The 18,302-nt window shown below is 34.9% G+C and carries 12 protein-coding genes and 2 pseudogenes; all 14 read right to left on the bottom strand.

All coding sequences use genetic code 11. From position 1 onward, the window contains the following. Positions 1-36: 36 nt before the first annotated feature. The 14 genes and pseudogenes from QNH20_RS12715 to QNH20_RS12655 all read right to left on the bottom strand — a co-directional run bounded on the left by QNH20_RS12715 (position 37) and on the right by QNH20_RS12655 (position 18,265). Complete coding sequence (locus QNH20_RS12715; protein ID WP_283923229.1) at positions 37-1,650, bottom strand: ABC transporter substrate-binding protein; 1,614 nt, start codon at positions 1,648-1,650, stop codon at positions 37-39. A 316-nt stretch (positions 1,651-1,966) separates the two neighbouring features. Further along, positions 1,967-2,354 (bottom strand): annotated as a pseudogene (locus QNH20_RS26975) (PDDEXK family nuclease); the annotation flags it as partial. 463 nt (positions 2,355-2,817) lie between these two features. Then, positions 2,818-3,667 (bottom strand): annotated as a pseudogene (locus QNH20_RS12710) (metallophosphoesterase). A gap of 233 nt (positions 3,668-3,900) precedes the next feature. Beyond that, a complete protein-coding gene (locus QNH20_RS12705) occupies positions 3,901-5,553 on the bottom strand; it encodes a hypothetical protein (protein WP_283923228.1) in 1,653 nt (550 codons plus the stop codon). Between the two features lie 464 nt (positions 5,554-6,017). Next, positions 6,018-9,788 carry an AAA domain-containing protein gene (locus tag QNH20_RS12700; protein ID WP_283923227.1) on the bottom strand — a complete coding sequence of 1,257 codons (3,771 nt, stop codon included), beginning with the start codon at positions 9,786-9,788 and terminating at the stop codon, positions 6,018-6,020. 901 nt (positions 9,789-10,689) lie between these two features. After that, positions 10,690-11,685, bottom strand: coding sequence for an HNH endonuclease (locus tag QNH20_RS12695; protein WP_283923226.1), 996 nt, complete (start codon positions 11,683-11,685; stop codon positions 10,690-10,692). Between the two features lie 30 nt (positions 11,686-11,715). Then, on the bottom strand, positions 11,716-12,036 hold the full coding sequence (locus tag QNH20_RS12690) for a nucleoside triphosphate pyrophosphohydrolase (protein ID WP_283923225.1): 321 nt from the start codon (positions 12,034-12,036) through the stop codon (positions 11,716-11,718). Positions 12,037-12,655: 619 nt separating this feature from the next. After that, positions 12,656-13,465, bottom strand: a complete 810-nt coding sequence (locus QNH20_RS12685) for a DNA integrity scanning protein DisA nucleotide-binding domain protein (RefSeq protein WP_283923224.1) — start codon at positions 13,463-13,465, stop codon at positions 12,656-12,658. 45 nt (positions 13,466-13,510) lie between these two features. Further along, complete coding sequence (locus tag QNH20_RS12680) at positions 13,511-13,900, bottom strand: DnaB-like helicase N-terminal domain-containing protein (protein ID WP_283923223.1); 390 nt, start codon at positions 13,898-13,900, stop codon at positions 13,511-13,513. Positions 13,901-13,961: 61 nt separating this feature from the next. After that, positions 13,962-14,387 carry a hypothetical protein gene (locus tag QNH20_RS12675; protein ID WP_283923222.1) on the bottom strand — a complete coding sequence of 142 codons (426 nt, stop codon included), beginning with the start codon at positions 14,385-14,387 and terminating at the stop codon, positions 13,962-13,964. Between the two features lie 67 nt (positions 14,388-14,454). Next, entirely contained in the window at positions 14,455-15,717 is a 1,263-nt protein-coding gene (locus QNH20_RS12670) for a replicative DNA helicase (RefSeq protein ID WP_283923221.1), read from the bottom strand. Further along, a complete protein-coding gene (locus QNH20_RS12665; protein WP_283923220.1) occupies positions 15,717-16,706 on the bottom strand; it encodes a DnaD domain-containing protein in 990 nt (329 codons plus the stop codon). Before QNH20_RS12665 ends, QNH20_RS12670 begins: the two co-directional genes overlap by 1 nt. A 393-nt stretch (positions 16,707-17,099) precedes the next feature. Beyond that, on the bottom strand, positions 17,100-17,816 hold the full coding sequence (locus QNH20_RS12660) for a uracil-DNA glycosylase (protein WP_283923219.1): 717 nt from the start codon (positions 17,814-17,816) through the stop codon (positions 17,100-17,102). Between the two features lie 89 nt (positions 17,817-17,905). Next, entirely contained in the window at positions 17,906-18,265 is a 360-nt protein-coding gene (locus QNH20_RS12655; protein ID WP_283923218.1) for a hypothetical protein, read from the bottom strand. Positions 18,266-18,302 lie beyond the last annotated feature (37 nt).

The raw sequence follows: 18,302 nt of genomic DNA, 5'->3' as shown, positions 1-18,302 counted from the left end.
TGAATATTTAAGAAAGAGAAGTTCGCTCATTTGTAATTATTTCAGCTTAATATCTTTCAAAATATCACACCAATACCATAACGGGGTAATATGGTATCCTTCCACGTTATTGGTCATGGCCATCTTTTGTTTCTGATGGCTCAGTGTAATCCATGGTGAGTCTTCCGCAATAATCTTCTGTGCTTTTATCATTAGTTCTGCACGCTTGTCATCGTCAATCAGTTTTTCTTGTTCTTCAAGCAGCTTATCAACTTCTGCATTTTTATAATTTGCGTAATTGGCACCGCCTTCAGCCGTATTATCTGAGTGAAATAACGGGCTTAAGTTTCCGGAAGGATCTGGGAAATCCGACCCCCAATTTTGCACAGCAATATCATAATCTCTGGCACCACCGAATGTACGGGTCATCAATTCCTCTCCAGTCAGCTTTTCAATCTTCAATTCAATGCCAAGTGGCTTGACTGCAGCTTGCAACGCCAAGGCAGCATTCATGCGGAGACTGTCTCCATCAGTGGAAATGGTCGCTTCGAAGCCATCTGGCACACTTGATTCTGCCAATAATTTCTTCGCTTTTCGGAAATCGTATGAATAATCAGGCAATTCTTTCTTTGCTGCTTCCCACTTATCTTTAGAAAATGCCCACATGACTGGTGGTACAGTTGACCCTTCAGCAGGGATACCCGCATCTTTCACAATCTGTTTTAAAATTTTTTCTTTATCAAGTGCATAGTTCATCGCTTGTCTTACTTTTGGATCATCAAATGGTTTTCTTTGCGTATTAAACTCAATACCATCTATTAGATATGAATCTGATGTAACTAATCTCACATTATCCATTTCTTCTATTTTTTCGATTAGATCAAGCGGAATCTCTGTGGCAATATTTAATTGTCCTGTTTTCAGGCCGGTAATTCTTGTTGTGCCCTCAGGAATCACTTTGAAAACCGCTTTATCCACATATGGACCGCCTTCTTTATTCCAGTAATTTTTATTTTTCTCAAGTACAATTTCTGATCCCGTTTGCCAGCTTACGAACTTAAAGGATCCTGTACCTAATAATCCGCCTTCTGGCTTACCGAAGTTTTCTTTATGTTCCTCAAAGTACTTCTTGGAAATCACATGCCCAGCACTAGTTGCAGGTACATATTGCCATAAAGCATCTGGCTCTGATAATGTAACTTTGATTGTCCAGTCCCCATCTTGTTCAATCTTGTCTACATTTTCATACATCCAGCCTACATAGGAGGCGGTTGCAGGGTCTTTGATTCTTTTCATTGAAAAAATAACATCTTCCATTGTCATCGGGCTTCCGTCTGAGAATGTTACATCATCACGGATATGATAAATATATGTCTTCTCATCAGGATTCTCCCAATCCTTTGCAAGGTTAGGAACAAGTCCGCCATTTTCATCAAATTTAAGTAGTCCTTCTGTAATTGAGTTAACTACTGGTCCCGTCGCAAAATCGTAGGAAAAGGCTGGATCAATAGCAACGGCGTCCTGTGCAATCCCAATTGTGACCGTTCCGCCATCTCCGCTGCCTTTTCCACCACTTTCTGAGCCTGCATCTTTTATGCCGGAACACCCTGCAAATATGAATAGTGTGAAAACGCTTAATAAAACGAGTGCTACACTTCCTTTTCTCTGCATCTTTTTTCCTCCTCACACTCTAATTTGTTTAGATTATACAGAATATTTAGAGAATAATGTTTTAAAATCTTATCAATATTTCTTTGATATTTTATCAATTTGATATAATATCAAAGAAATATGATAATACTAAATTACATGACATACTTCTTGGAGAGTGCCGGCAGTTAGCTTAGAAGATGGCTAAGGTCGCCATGCGAAATAAAAAAAGAGTAGTTAAACTCGATTTTATCGAGTTTGACTACAGTCTGAACACGCCAATATGTTAAGTATATTTCTTCACAATCTTTCTAGTTTTATTATTTAAGCATTAACCCCGTGCGACTTCGAATATGCCTTTGCCTTTATCCATTGTTAATAAAAAATCCGTTGTCATCACAACTGGCTCATTCGTTTTAGGGTCTGTAGGATATTTAATACAATTCATCTGCAATGACAATTGTTTCTTCCAACGGCAATAATGGAAATTGTTCTCAAATATCGAAAACAAAATCAGAATATTCAGTTAAATAAAAGTAATTTCGTTCTATATCCGATAAGAATTCATGCTACCTACCTGTTTTTATTCCCCTCAAGCGAGTAGAGCGACCTAACGAAGAGACGTCTTGAATGTTCAACTCAGGCATATAATTCGAGCCTATACCTGAACCACGACCTTCTTTAATCCACTTATCAATTTTAGATGTTCTCGTTTTTTTCGACATAAAAACACCCCTTTAGACAATCATATCTAAAGAGGTATTTCTTCGCAACATTTTTACAAACATCGTGATTTTGTTTTAAATTTCGCATCTTTTTTATAATATTTGCGAGGTCTATAAAGTTGAAGTATAAATTGATAGGGAAGCATGGTTTGATAAAAAGCCCTGCTTTCCTTTTATGGTAATTCTGTTAAAATTCGGACAACTGAAGCCATCAATTTCTGGCCATAGTATACTGTCATTAACGCTTTTATGATTGTAAATAATAAATAGGATTGTTTGTTTAACTGATTTTCATAATCGATTGAGGAAGACTACAATATTATAAAAGGCTGATTTGCTTATTAATGCAATGCATAGAAAAGTTACAACAGCAAAGTAATAAAAGGAAAAGTATATGAAAAGGCTGTTGAAATCGTAGTTTCAACAGCCTTTCTAAATTGATTAACTCGTAAAGACTTTTACGTTAAACAACCGCCTGGATCTCGTCATCTTGATTTTTGTTTAAAGAAAGTTGGTGGAGTGTTATTTCTGGACGACTTCCTAGTCTGATATTAATAGCTGTTTATCCTAATCCTTCACTTATATAAAAAGGTATATCCTCATAATAATGTAGCCCTTTAATCATATTCATTTGCATCATTGTCCTACCCAATTTTACGAGATGATAAGGTTTAGGCCAGTATATTTGGCCGCCATGGAAATGGCCTGATACTATTCCAATCCTTCATGTTGAGAACGATATTATGGTCATGAGTTAAAACTAAATGGTATCCATCCTTTAAACCTGAGTATGATGTTAGCAGGTTGCTTCTTTTTGAATGTAAATCATCAATACCAATAATATGAAATAGGTTTCCTTCGACAAGAATGGTCTCATTTTCATTTTGAAGAGCTTTACAGCCATGAAATTCTAATGTATTTCTTAATCGTTCAAAGTCCTTTTGTTTTAATTAATAATCATGATTCCCAAATACGGCATATATCCCATAGCGCGGATTTAACCTGTTAAAAACTTTTAAATAAGGAATTAGCTTAGGGATACTGCGTTTTTTATCAAGAAAGTCCCCCGTTAAAGCGATTAAATCAATATTCTCGTCTCCTACCTTGTTGTAAAGTTGGTCAGGAGAAACAGAAATATTTTCTAAATGCATATCTAAGATTTGTAAAATATTAAAAAGAGGTCCTTGCTTCTGATTAGAATCTATATTTGATAAATTAACTTTATTTAAAGCAACTTTATGAGTATTTTTGTATGCCCTATAGAAAAGGAGCAAAATACCTAAAAATACAAGAATAAAATAGAACAATTTCATTTACATCTCCTCCTCCCATCCTATTATAAAGAAACCGAAAGGGAAAAATTAGAGGGAATTAATGGAGGAAAATGAATAATGTCAAAGTAAAACTGTGTTCCTCTTTTATATCCATTAAACTGCCTTTTTAGTCTATATATCTTCATTGAATACCTCTAGTGATGAATTAAAATGTTTATTCGTTTGATGCTAAAGATGAAAACGGACCAATCAAAAAAAATTAGTCCGTTTTTTTAATTTACCCTTGTACTCGGCCAGCTAAATTCATTTTTATAATAAGTTTCCTTCAGTTTAGCAAGGTCATACTCCCATTCCCCGATTGCAAAACTGAATTTTTTTTCGCCATTTTTTTGTCCTTTTCTAAGCTTTACATTTTGAGCGATGGTATAAGCTACCTTTTTTAATCCTATCTGCTTGACAGCGACTTCAAGTACCTTCCACCTTTTTTCTCTGGTCATACCGGTAATCTGGTAGCCCAATTTCTTCAAATCACTTTCTTCATTAAAATCCGTTTTTTCCTCATATTGAGGACCGCCTTTTAATTCGGTGCTTGGCCAAACAAAATAATTACTACTATTACTTACCGCCGTCATTTTTTTAACAATAGGTACATTCTCTTCATATGCCCGGATATCCGGCCATTTTGAACCTAATTTCTTTTTCAAAGGGCCAATTTCATTTTCGGGAATGAACGTTTTTCCTGTTTGTTTATCGGTTAAAACATCAACAACAACATAGCCTTTTTGAGTTTTTAAAAATGGGTCGCTGTAAACAGCTAATTGAATCGATTCTTTGACCAACAAATTACTCGAATCATGAAGAATTTTGTGATTCATTGGGAGTTTTACCACAAAAGCAATTTTCCGAAGAGAATAATGCTCATTCGAAGAGAATATCGCTTTACTCCTTACTAACGGCTTCTCTAATTTATCAGTCAGACGTTGGTAGATTTTCAGCTTTTCGATGCTATTTAATACTGTGCCATTCACTTTCAATTTTTCAATTATATTTTTGCTTGCTTCAAATTTCACATTACCATTTGCTATTTCTATGTATAACTTAAATAACTGAACTTCTGGAAAATGCCCGTGTTTTTTAAAAAGAATACTGATTCCGGTCATCTGCAAAAGATTTTCAACCTTATCAATATAAAAGCTAAACCAGAGCAATTTAATAAAATTACTTGATTCCATTTCCAATAATGTTATTCCAGAATTTATTGAAGTAGTGAGGAATACAGTAAATTTTTGTTCATAATGATTAAAATAAAACGCTGCTAAATAAATGATTAAATTCGAATCATTCGTTTCAAGGATCCTTTGATTCATTATTTTTTCATTGGCAGTAACAAAGTCTTTAATTGCTTCCTTTTTACTAAATAAATTGATGATACCAAGACAGGCCGAATAAAGACCAATCATTCCTTTTACATCTTTTGGTTTTATCCTATATACTTTGGTCAAAACATCGGCGAGCTTGATTAAACCCTCAAGACTGTATTCATTTGGATTGGCCTGCTGAACCAATTTATTAACCGCAATAGCGCATTCATGGAATTGCCCGTTCATAAGAAGTTTATTTAGAAAGTCAACTTGAGTCAGCTTCTTTTTTGGGGTGGGTACGGGTTGATTTTTAGCCGTCTTGTTATCGACCTCGTTGGCCTGTATGCCAAGCGTTAGTTCATTAACCCAATTTTCTAATTTTTTGATTTTCTTATTTTTAGCTTTAATTCTTTTCAAGCTATATTCGTAATTTTGTTGGAGCTTCTTGTTCCCATTTTCCAACTCTTGAATTTTCGTCTCGTAACTTTTTATTCTGTTTTCGTATTCTGAAATTAAGGATTTTGTATCATTTCCAAATAATGAATCAAAAAGCCTCTTAAACATCTTTCATCCCTTCCCTAGACATCAAACTATTAATGACTACATTCATTATAGAATAGGAGATGAAAGAAGTATATTTGTAAAAATAATTTATCTCAATGATTAAAAGAAATGGGGTTACGGTACACAAGTCTGTCAGGATTGTGTGCATGTAGGATTTAGGGAATTATCGTTGCCGGCTGTGACATTTATAGACGATTTTTCAATCAACTTTGTTTCATAGAGTATCGCAGTCTCCTCTTTCTTGATCCAAGTGATGGTGAAGATATTGTTGTGGCATATGAAAAGCACCTCCTTAAAATTGAAACGTTTATCGTGCCAGGAGGTGCTGCTCTTTTATATGCGTTGTTTGAATACGGGCTTACCCTTGTAAAGTATGTAATCCGAAATTTCTCGAACAACTCTAGCGTTTATAAATAAAAAGTTCCAGTAACTTTAATGACTAATAAAGTTACTGGAACTCTTTATTATTTTATTACTTTTTCCCGCACTTCTTCACTTTTCAACAGTTCTTTTATTTTCCAATCAATTCTCTCTATTTCAGACGAGGAGTTCTTCCACCAATTTCTACTCCAGATTCTTTCAATTGTCCAGCCTCTGCTTTCAAGGAATTTTTGTCGATATACATCTCTTTCCTTAGCATTTGCCGAACTATGGTACATCGCCCCGTCACATTCTATTCCTATAATATATCTAGATGAATCATACGGATGTACAACTCCCAAGTCAATCCGATACCCCGACATTCCTACTTGAGTTGTAACCTCATATCCAAGGTTCCTAAGTTGCTTATATACTTGCTCCTCAAATGGAGAATCAAAATGCAGTTCTTTTTCTTGAATATGTGTATTCACATTTTCATTTACTTCTTGGACGACTGCTTTGATTTGGTCAATCTTAGCGTTTGATACTGCTCTTACATATTTTAAATATGATTTTAATAACTTTGGACCTAAATGCGAGGTACTAGCTACATTTAAGTCTTCCGGCTCGATGCTGGATACAACGATGATTCCTTCTTTTGCGCGAGTGACAGCAACATTAAGCCTGTTCTCTCCGCCTTTTGAATTTAATGTGCCAAACCTGTTGTAAACCTTGCCTTCCTCATTTTTTGCATAACCAATCGAGAATAAGATAATATCTCTCTCATCGCCTTGTACGTTTTCAATATTTTTAATAAAAACTCTTTCATCGAGGTCTCTAGACAACATTTGATTATACACCGAGTTAAATTCGTTATCTTCATTTACTTGTTGATCGATTAAATCCTGTATTTTTGATTGCTGCTTGGCATTAAAAGTAATAATGCCCACTGTTTTATCCGGTTGTTTAATCATGATTTCTTTTAGAATTTTTACAACTTCAATTGCTTCTACTTCATTGGATTGATTAATCCATCTTCCATCAGTTCTTATCCATTTAATAGCTGGTGGCTTCTTAAATGGAACGACATTCGGTGCAATTTGTATATGGCCATTATAAAAGGCATGGTTGGAAAAATTGATTAACTCTTCGTATTTTGAACGATAGTGCCATTGTAACAGTTTTTCCGGGAAACGTCTTTTTGCCAAATTTAACAGGCTAATAGATTCGTCCGTATCGTATTCTTCTTCTTCATTATCGTCATTAACAAAGGAAGATTGAAACATGTTAGATGGAGGAAGCTGCTTTTCGTCTCCAGCTATAATTACCTGTTTGGCACGGTAAACTGCTGGTATGCCGCTTTCTACTGTACATTGAGACGCTTCATCGAATATAACTATATCAAAAAGGCCCTCGGATAACGGAAAAATCGAAGAAATAATCTCAGGTGAAGCAAGCCATACTGGCATTATATCTACTAGTCCATTTCCAGCAAACTTATTAACAAGCTTCCTGAGTGGCCAAATCTGCCTTTTTTTGTTTACCTGATGTTTCAACTCCCTCATACTTCTTGAATGAACCGTTTGTACTGTATCCACCTTTTTCGTTTGCTGGTGAATTAAAAATTGAGTAGCAACTTTTCTTTTCTCTTCAATGAGGGTTGCAAACGAATCACGAATCCTTGAAAACTCATTGGTAGAAATTTTTTGCACCTCAGGGTGTTTTTTCTCAATTTGATCAATCCAATGGACATAAGTTGAATTCTTAAATAAATCAACCCAATATTCAGGCAAAGACAACTCATTAACTGAAGTTTTCTTTTGCAGCAGCTGAATCACATTTTTCTCAGTATCGGAACAGTTTTTCCAGTAAATGTCCATTTGCTGCAATTCTTCATAATCCCGATGGAAATACTCTACGATTTTATCTAGTTCATTCAAAGGTATATCGCCATCTGATATTCTATTTTTAAAGCCTTCTACCTTTACATCATCAAGGAATTTCTTTAACTTCTCCATTTCATCAGCCATTGCTTTCGTTACCTTCCCTAACTGATGCATAATAACGAGAGACTTTTTAATGTTAATCCATTCCGTTGAATTAGTTCCTTTAAATTTAGCACCATCAAGTAATTCCTCAATAATTGCCTTACCGGATACAGACGTCCACCACCATAACCTTAGGCCCTGTAAAGTTCGTTTATTTCCATCTTCTAAATCAGGATAAATTCTATCAAGTTTATTTTCGATTAACCAAGTATAGGCAGGAGTTATTTTTTCATGATCTAACGAGTCAAGGTATTCAAAAGATTTTCGAGCTTTATCAATTATGTCATTTAGCATTTCAATTGCTTCAAGCTTTTCCTTCATACTAAAATCTGCAAAAGATTTTCGTTCTTTTAGATGGTAATCAACATTCCCAAAACGTTCGTACCATTCAGCATAAGTGTAGACTTTTTCCGAAATATCCTCTAGAACATTTTTATTTAATAAAGGCAACTCCTCTGTTAGATCAATGATTTGAGTTGTATCTTCAATTGGTTTAGCTAAGCCGTATAAATCATATAATCGTAATCCAAAGTCCTGGTAGTCATATAAAGCTTTTGCTATCTTATTTAATAGGTCTTCTTGAGCGGATAATTTTTTCGATGTTGTCGATATCTCATTCACAGCATTTTCAAATGTAACTTGATTTTGTTCAAGAACTGCCCCAATCTTTGTATAGAGCTTTTTTCGATCATTTTTTTCATCATGCACAAGAGCTACATAACTGCTTAATCCCAAGCTGTCAAGCCGTTGATAAACTACATCCAATGCCGCACGTTTTTGGCAAACAACTAATACCTTCTTTTCTTGATTAAGGGCATCCGTGATCAAATTTACAATTACTTGTGATTTTCCTGTACCTGGTGGACCATGTACAACAAGCCCTTTCCTATAACGTGCTTCCTTTAATATTTCTTCTTGTGAACCATCTGCTTGAAGGAGATTTAATATTTCCGAACTTTCACTTTCATTTGCTAATTTAGATGCTTCCATTTCTAAATAATCTTGCTTTCCATCTGGGTTAAAGTCCTGTGGCTCGATTAATTCACCAGCGAGAGATAAATCACTATCTTCTGAGAGAAAAATAAGTTCCTCGTAATCTTTGACTAAGGACGTCCCACCTTGAGGAAAATTTCCGATGACGGCATTTTCTAATAATGTTAAATTGGCAACATTAGGTTCCGCTTCTTTTTTATATTCTTTTAGTTTTGTTAACCCCGTAGGAGTATAGTTCACATTCATATCAAATTTTTTTAAAAATGAAAGCCATTCATCATAGTCATAATTTACTGCCAATTCAGTTGCTTGCTCAAAAAATTCTTCAGTAAATGTCAGATTGTTTAGCTTTTTAAATGCTAGAAATAATGTACGATTAATCTGAGGACCACCTTCATCCGACTTTAACACCCATTTTTGGAAGTTAACATTGTTTTTTTCTAATCTTACCGGATAAAGAAATAATGGGGCCTGAAAAAACGTGCCATCAGATAGAATACCTGATAAAAAAGGAAAACCTAAATAAAAATCGTGAATTCCCGTTTCATCTTCAATCCCTTTAATATTTCGATATAAATCTGTAAGTTTTCTTGCTATTACCATAGAAGTTTCATTATCTATCGACGGTTTCAATAAAGTGATTTCACGCTTTGTTTGTTTAATTACTTGTTCGACAATGGCAGAACTTTCTTTTTCATTTGAAATATTTGAGAGGTTGTCCAATTCAGTTAAATCAAAGCTCCACTTATTATAAAGCTTTACTAATCGTATGGAACGATTACGTCGACTAACGTCATTGAGCTTATCCCTCATATGTATTAGCTTGTCTTTCATAAGTTACCTTCTTCCATTTTAATAAATCAGAAATACTGATTTTATGTAAACATTGTTGTATAAATACCGAAAGTAGAATGATATTTAAACAAATAATTGTATAAAAAAACTAAATATATTGTCGAAATAATTATACCAAATAATAGTGGGTATTTTGGAGTATATTTATTGAAGAGATTCCGGCGGAAAATATTCTCAAAAAAATAGATCAGCCCCAAATATTATGTGGCCTGACCTTTTACCTTTCATACATATTTAGAAATCCCTAATATTTTTCTTTATCCTCCGCATCCAATGACCAAGTTGAAAAAAACTCATTAATCTCATTTACCATACTATTTTCCGGGACCGCCCCTATATATATGCAGCAAGTTCAAAATCAGTACAATAAACATAACATCCCATTTGCCCGCCGGACACAATCAAAACAAAAATTTTAACTTTTCTAAGCATCCTTCGACGTTTTTTATTTATTACACCAGTTGACGTCTTTAATTCGTTAAAAAATTTCTTTTATAAAAGTAAAATTCTTAAGAAGTTCACTTTCATTGATCGATATACTATTCGTTAAATCTTTCGTTCGAAATACAAACTCTTTAACCCCGATGAATTCTGATTCAATAATCAAGTAAAACTGTGTGCCTCTTTTATAACCATTAAACTGCCTTTATAGTCTATATCCCTTCATTGAATACCTCTAGTGATGAATTAATATGATTATTTTTTTGTGCAATTTCTTTAAACAAGTCTTACAAACTCTTATAACTTTATATTGTTCAAACTCTTCGTCAGTAGCAGAAATAACAATTGTTCCTTTGTTTACCAGATGAAAACAGTTTTTATTAAAACTATATAGTTCCAATATTAATTCAATCAACCGTGAATATAAACAATTTTTGGATTATAAAACAATATCCTTCGGCCTCCAATAATCGGTAAATCCATTTTCAACCGAATAATGGTACAAATCAATTAATTTTTTGCTGGAATAGACTTTCATATCTTCTCTTTTTCTAAGTTCCAATACAGAAATTATGGTTTCATTTCGCTCGATTACGGTTTCTAAAAAGTATTTATCCGCCAATTTATCACTTTTTGATAAATTACAATTGCTGCAAGAGATTACTAGATTCCAAAGCTGGTCTGCCTGGACAAAACTCCAAGGGATAAAGTGGTCCACATGGACTTTATTTTTCTTGATGGTTTTACCACAATAAAAGCATTTCCCGCTATAAAAGGAGGTAAGAACTTGATAAAACTGATCAAGCGATGAGCGCTTTGAAACATTTTCAACTTTTAAGAGCAGGTTCGTTGTGTCTCCGTTTTCATTAAACTTTTCCAAGAATAAAGCAAGTTGATAGTTCGTTAAATAAATTAACACCCGTTGGAACCGCTGCATAAAGGAATAATAGGCCGGGTTTATCCGTAGCTGCTCCTTGCGATTATCAAAATCATATATTGTACAGCCGGTATCTCCGTATATGGCTCCCATTACATTGATTTTACATTTCTTTGTCACTTTATGGATGATCTCCACCTGCAACTCACTTGATAATTTATCAAATACCAACGACTTCGGGATATGGTACTTGCCTTGGATATCAAGCAAAATGGTTTGCACCTCAGCCAATCTACCCGGTACATTAATTTGATTAAGATTATGATGGATAACCAGATTCCAATAGATCTTGGCAAAGCTTGAATATATGGTTGAATAGTTTACCTCAAGCTTCTCATTCACGTTGTATAAGTTTTCTAAAATCGATTTAATGAGAACAAATTTGTATGTTGTCGAGTTCTTTGATTTAGGCGAGAAAATGAAATTAAAATGTGACCATATTTCTTTATCTGTTAAATATTCCGTTTTCATCTCGCCGACTTGTAATTTGTGACTCATGAACCCATCTCCTGCTACGCTGACTTTATACTACTCAACTTCAATAAGATAAAACTTTTCCTTAAATCCGCCGCGCTTCCCCAACTTACTTTTCCGAATGTCTTCAACTTTTTCAAAAGAGCTGCCATGATATTCTGCTAAGGCATGAATGATTTCTAACAAATCAGCAAGTTCCTCGATTGCTTCCTCGTTGGTCTCACTATTTATGTATTCATTAAGTTCTTCGAAACCTTTTTGTTTTAGTGAGTGTATATATTCCTCATAATTTAAGATTTTAAAAGAGCATTGACTCCCAGTACTTTTAATAATTTCTGGAATACGATCACGGACCAATTTATTGTATACAGGCACTTTATCATCCCCTACTATAAAAATAAAACCTACCTTCATAATATTTTCGACAAATACTACAAAAAGCCTTTTTAAATAGCTGAATAATACCAAGTTTCAACATTAATTTTCTACTACTAATACTGTTTTGATAGGTGTTCACACGGTTGTTCTTTAAATTTAATAATAATTGTTATTCTTTATCAGAAAGCTGCCCTCTTCTTGACATCAAACCTCCCCCAGCCATAAGATTCGAAGCATACAATTTTAGTAAATTTCAGTCTTTTGAAGAAAATAAAAAAGACCTCCAACAAGAACTGTTGAAAGTCTTTGGTATCCAGGATTCAAACCTTGAATTAGATACCGGTGGTCGGGGTCGAGATAGGTCTTAAAGTATTGATATTACTAAGTTTTAAATACCTGATGTGTAAAATAATATAGATTTATAAAATTCATAAATACTGTATCTTATTACTCTTACTTTTTATTCCACATTATTAGCCAATGCACATCGTATTCTTTTAAATTAGGCCCGAGACTAATATATATATTTACATCATTTACACAAAAGGTAAATACCTGTACAAAATTGGATTAGATAAATAAATCAGCATTAAGTATACAATTTGTTTTTTTATATCTAAATAAAATAAGATTCATCCATTAGATCATTCGCTTTTAAAGTATTAAATATAATATGAATACCATCTAGAGAGTTCTGTATTTCCACCCTTAAATTATTAATTTCATCACATTGTATTTGAGATAAATAAAATTCGTGTACCTCAAACCAATTCATTAAATGATAAAAATCTCTTCTAAAGTTATTATCCCTATCAGATAAATTCAACTCTGATAATTCTTTTAGTTCCCCTATCTGATGTAATAGTAAACTTTTTTCTATTCTAGGCTTTAAATTTGGAATAATATCAACATACCCGTCTTCTGATACAATGACAATAAGTACCTTATGTTTAAATTCTTTTTCTATATAATCTATGTATCGAATTGCTGAATTAAATCTGGCTCCACGTGAAGGATCTCCATTTTCGGAAGCAACTCCGTCAAGAATTACTCCTATTGAATAACAAACTGATTCTCTATCTATTAACACTGCCCCATCTATGCTTGTTATTACCGCCATTAAGTCTTTATCTACTTTTTGTGGCTTAATTAATGTTGACTGATTTGCAAGTCTTAAAGCTTCTTTTTCTGCTTCTCCAGAAATTACTATCATTGTACCGTGTTTTTGTTGAATAGCTACTTTTATTAATGACCAAAGATGTTCTATCGATTTAAGTTTTACATCAAACTTCCTTGCAACGTCATCAAAAAACTTTTCTTTATTTACTTTTGGTTTTGGTAATTTAGGAATTCCATAGCTTACTTGCATTAACACATTGTCTTTGTATAATAAATCAAAATGAAAATATGTCACCGTTGTCCTCATCTGCTTGATCCTCCTCCACGGACATTAATTCGTGAATCCCCTCACTTAAGGTCTTACTGATTCTGACTCTTGTGCCTGCTCCATGATTTTTCCGGCAATCTGAATCGCCATTCGTTTTTGGGCATATTCCCTGACTAATTTTTCATAAAAATGAAAGTTAGCTGTTGTGGGCACACTCCCTGCTAATTGGGTAATATAGCTAATGCCGCCCAACAATTTAACGTTTTGAATACCGAGTTCCTCAACAACTGTAATGACATCGACCGGCTTTCCTTTTTCATCCAAGCTACGGATAGCTGAATAAATAAGCCTTAGTTTCCAAGAATATAGCTGTTCAGGACGAATCGTGCACTCTTTCACCAATTCTTCATCTAAAAAGAATGCGCCAACCAATGCCTCTTCTGCTTCTTGATTAAATGGTTCAAGCCCGTTCATTCCGCGCACCCCTGTCAGATCGAATAATTCAATATCTCTTTCCTACATTGTCCCTTCTCTCTTACCTCACCTTTTTAAAACATCCCGCTAAAGCTGGAAACCTCACAAATTCCTTCCTCATGTCACGAAACGAAATCACCTCTTTGCCTCTATAAAGCTGGAAATCTAGCGAATATTCGTGACAGTTCAATGGGGTTTGATGGAATGTTTTGCTATAGTATTGGATTGCCTCTTGCTCGCTGCCAGCATAGATAAAGATAAAATCCTTCTGGTTCATTTTCAGTGAGTAGATGCCAATCTTATGAATACCTAATACATTGTTTTGAATCAATTCCTCTACTTTCTGATGATCCGCTTGATCAAAGTCTATTTTGGAAATATTGTCATCTAATGAAATTTTCCGCACCGCTAGTAAATGGTAGAGATAATTGGCCAATGAAGACTCTTCATAGATTAAACTATCCTGGTAAAGTTCTTCCACAATCATGTGATTGCACCTCATTATTCGATTTTTTATCATCCGTTAGCTTCGTTCTTATTGGGCGAATGGAAGGTTATTCAAGGATAAGACTCTGTTCTTTTTGATCCTCAATTGTTCCTGTATGCTCGTTGTACTTCACTGAGATGGTTCCAACGGGACCATTTCGGTTTTTCGAGACAATGATTTCAAGGGAACGATCCTCGGTGTCCTTGTCATAGTACGCTTCCCGGTACAGAAACAAAATCACATCAGCATCCTGTTCAACACTGCCCGATTCCCGAATATCAGACATCATCGGCCGTTTATTGGCTCTTGATTCTACCGATCGATTGAGCTGTGCCAAACAAATGACAGGGCAATCAAAATCCTTCGCCATCGTTTTGAGGGATTTGGATATTTCCGTTACTTGTAAATGGGAATTCCCTCCGTAGAATTGACTTGAGTGGATCAGGGTTAAGTAATCAATAAATAGGATCGGTTTCTTGCGTGGAAATTGACTCATTAACTTTCTTGTTTTCGCTCTCATTTCGGAAATCGTTTGTCCAGCCCCGTCGAATATTTGCATATCGGTTTCATTGAGATCACCGATCACATCGGCCCATTTATTCTTTTGACTTTGACTTAACATTCTTTTTGGATCCCGCATTTTTGCCCGGTTAAAGCCTCCTGTCGAAGCAATTAATCGAGAGGTTATCAGCTTTTCAGGCATTTCTAAGGAAAATACAAGGGGCAAATATCCAGCCCAACCCGACATTTTTGCAAAATGAAGCATCACATCGGTTTTTCCCATCGATGGTCTTGCCGCTAGAATCGTCACTTCCCCGCCTTGAAAGCCTCCTGTCACTTCATCGAGCTTTTTGATACCCGTTGTGACACTCTTCAACGTTAGTTGATCTTCCCAGGGTGCCTCATAAATATTGGATAACGCTTGTTGTAAGGACGTGTGATCCTCCATCTTCATTTGGTTAATCTTATCCAACTCGGCAATGACTTTTGCAATCTCCCAATCATTCATGGCTGCAACCGTTAAGATGTTTCTCTTTTCCCGCTCCTTCCACAGTTCAAGAATGAGCTTCTCTGTTCCGTTAAATTTCTCAAGATCCGCATACGATAATAGCTCCGAAAGGTAAGACATTCCCCCTAATGATTCGAGGTCAGGTAAGGTAGTCAATGTGATCAAATCAACATTCTTACCAGCTCGATTTAACTTAACCATTCTTCGCATTATTTCTTTATGCCGTGTACTTTCTAGCTGTTCAGGTTGAACCACAGTATCCTTGAGTAAGTACTCCGCCTTCATTAAGCTTCCTAAGAACGCTCTTTCAACCATACTCATCACTCTTCACCTCGCGTAAGGTCGAGTTCAAACCTTCTGGGAATATCTCTTCCAGCAGTTGATTGCCTATTCTTTCGTACAGGCTTTTGGTTCTCCTGATAGGAATCAATTTCTTCAACGGTCAGTAAAGATTCGTTTTCCCAGTTCTTCAGAATCCCGATAATATAGTTCAGCTTTCTCTTGTTATTCGCACACGCAATATTCATCGCTTTTAAAATCAATTCTTTGGGCTGTACAAATCTAGTATCATCTAACCAAGTTAACAGCTGCTGTTTCGCATTCACGTTCGTAAAACCAAATCCATTAGTATCCCAAAACTCAACAATTTCTTTAACCTCTTTTGATTTTTGATGACCGAGTAATGGATTCTCTATCTCTGGATGGCTCTCACGATTTGGATGAAAACCTTTTTGTTGTTGTTTTTGTTTTTCATTTTCTTTTTGTTTTTCTTTTTGTCCACCTATCGTATGACGAGGCGGTAACGTATCGTCCAATTCTTCACATTCGGTTTTATATGTATCATTTTCATCTTGATCTTTACCTTCTTTGTCGAAACACAGCTCTTCTTGTTCGCAAAAAGATTGATAGAGGCTACGAATTTCCTGTTTTTGAATGGATTCAGAAACATATTGAATAAGCGAATGATCTTCGACCTCTTTTAGTTCGGAAACAATACAATCCATCACCGGTTTCCCACCTGCATTCAGGTTATATTTCCCCCAGTTTTTAATCGCGAGTTCTCTTGTTTCAGGATTGTAACGAATCACCTTGTGATGCAGGATGAATCGGTCCAATAACGAATGAACACTCTCAATCGAATAACCCAAATCAAAAGCCATCTGTTTTTTCGTAAGTCGATAGATTCCTATTTGAGTCGTTTGTGGATTCGTAAGCAGATAGAGGTAAAAATACTTATCCTCCGGGGTCATCTCCTCTGAAACAACCGGATTCTTCCAAAAATCAGTACGGACCATTCTGTACTTTGCCATCCTCACCCAATTCCTTTCTTCTACAAAAAATTCACTTCATAGAAGATATATGGATAAAGAGGGAAAAAGGATATGTGGTTTTCATAAATATGTGAATATTTAATGGCAATGTAAATACTTGGTACCCTCACACTCCTGATTAGTAAAAAAATATAGTATGATGTACTCTTTTCCCCAAACAAAAAAACACTCACAAACATTGAAAAAACAACATTTGTGAATGTTTCGTATTTGTAACCTCGCTCCATAATGCCTCACTTATTAGAAAGTTTACTATTTTGCCGTTACTAACTAGAAATTCCATGAGGAGGATTCTCATAGTTTTTACGCAAAGGAAAAAACAAGAGGAACCGTCACTCTGGTCACCCAGATGTGCCCCCAAAAACAATTTTGTTATTTAAATAATCTGTCATTAATTGAAAATATTTTTCTGCATCCTTCTTTAAATGCGGGAGCTCTACCGTTGGCAGGATGAGTAATATGAAGATTCTTTATTCCGTGCTGGTCTAGCGTTTTTTTCGAATGCTTCCCAATACAAATTACTTTAATATTTTTCGGACAATGATTTAAAAGTCTATTAAAAAAATATACTCCTAATTCCAACTCCTTGGATTTAGGAGGTCGATTACTCAGTAATCCTCTTTCATCCCTATACGGATGAAAAGGGAAAATATTCCACAAAATAATCTCGTATGGATCTATGTGATTCTCAAGGATGGTTTTCCAAACAATTGTTGCTGTCTGTTCGCTTATCCCCTCTTTTCCCCATGATTTTTTAAACCCTGGATAATGTGTAATAGGATTGCTAGTCCTACTTCCTGCCTTTCCCTTAAAAACATAATGATAGTCAACTTCTGAGTGATTTCCTATAACTATTCTTTCTGAGGTCATCGGAATTCCAGAAAAGTGGCCACCTTGAAATCCTAATGCTTCAGCAACAAAAATATAGCGAGCATCGGATATCCTGGGTTCCAAAAAGCGTTGAAGATGGTTTGTCCTAATCTTTGGTGCATCAGGTCCAATGTCTAGTTGTTTGGAATAATCCCTCCATGGATTAAATACTGCTTGATCAGAATAATATGACTTTAATTCATTAATAAAATCCATCATTTCTATTAGCCTCTCTTATTTAAACTAGAACCCTTACTTTTCTGTATTTTCTTTGTTGGTTTTTAAACCATAGATAATTTTCTTCTATTCTAGACTATTTTCATATCGAACCTCTGTCCCCTAGCACATTCGTCAAATAACTTGACCCGGTCTTGTGCAGTTTGGATTGCATTGGGACTCATATCCCATGTTTCACCAAATAATAAAACAAAGTCCTCAATCGTTAATATGTATTTCTTCTCAAATATTTGGCTTAATAACGTTCCTAAAGCCTTTTCCTCAGATGAAACAATTAATCCCTCTATCTTTGAAATTAATTGCACATTATCTTTTGCATCCATCATATTAATAAAACGCTGCGGATTGTATTTTTGCCTTTTATTGTTTTTTATTACTTCAGTAATGGCCTGTTTTGGTGTGAAATTTTCAGAAAAAATAAGTTGTTCCATTAATTATCCTCCTTCCAATAATCAAAGAAATGTTTAT

Source organism: Neobacillus sp. WH10 (genome assembly GCF_030123405.1).
GTDB lineage: Bacteria > Bacillota > Bacilli > Bacillales > Cytobacillaceae > Neobacillus.
This window is presented reverse-complemented; position numbering and strand designations above follow the sequence as displayed.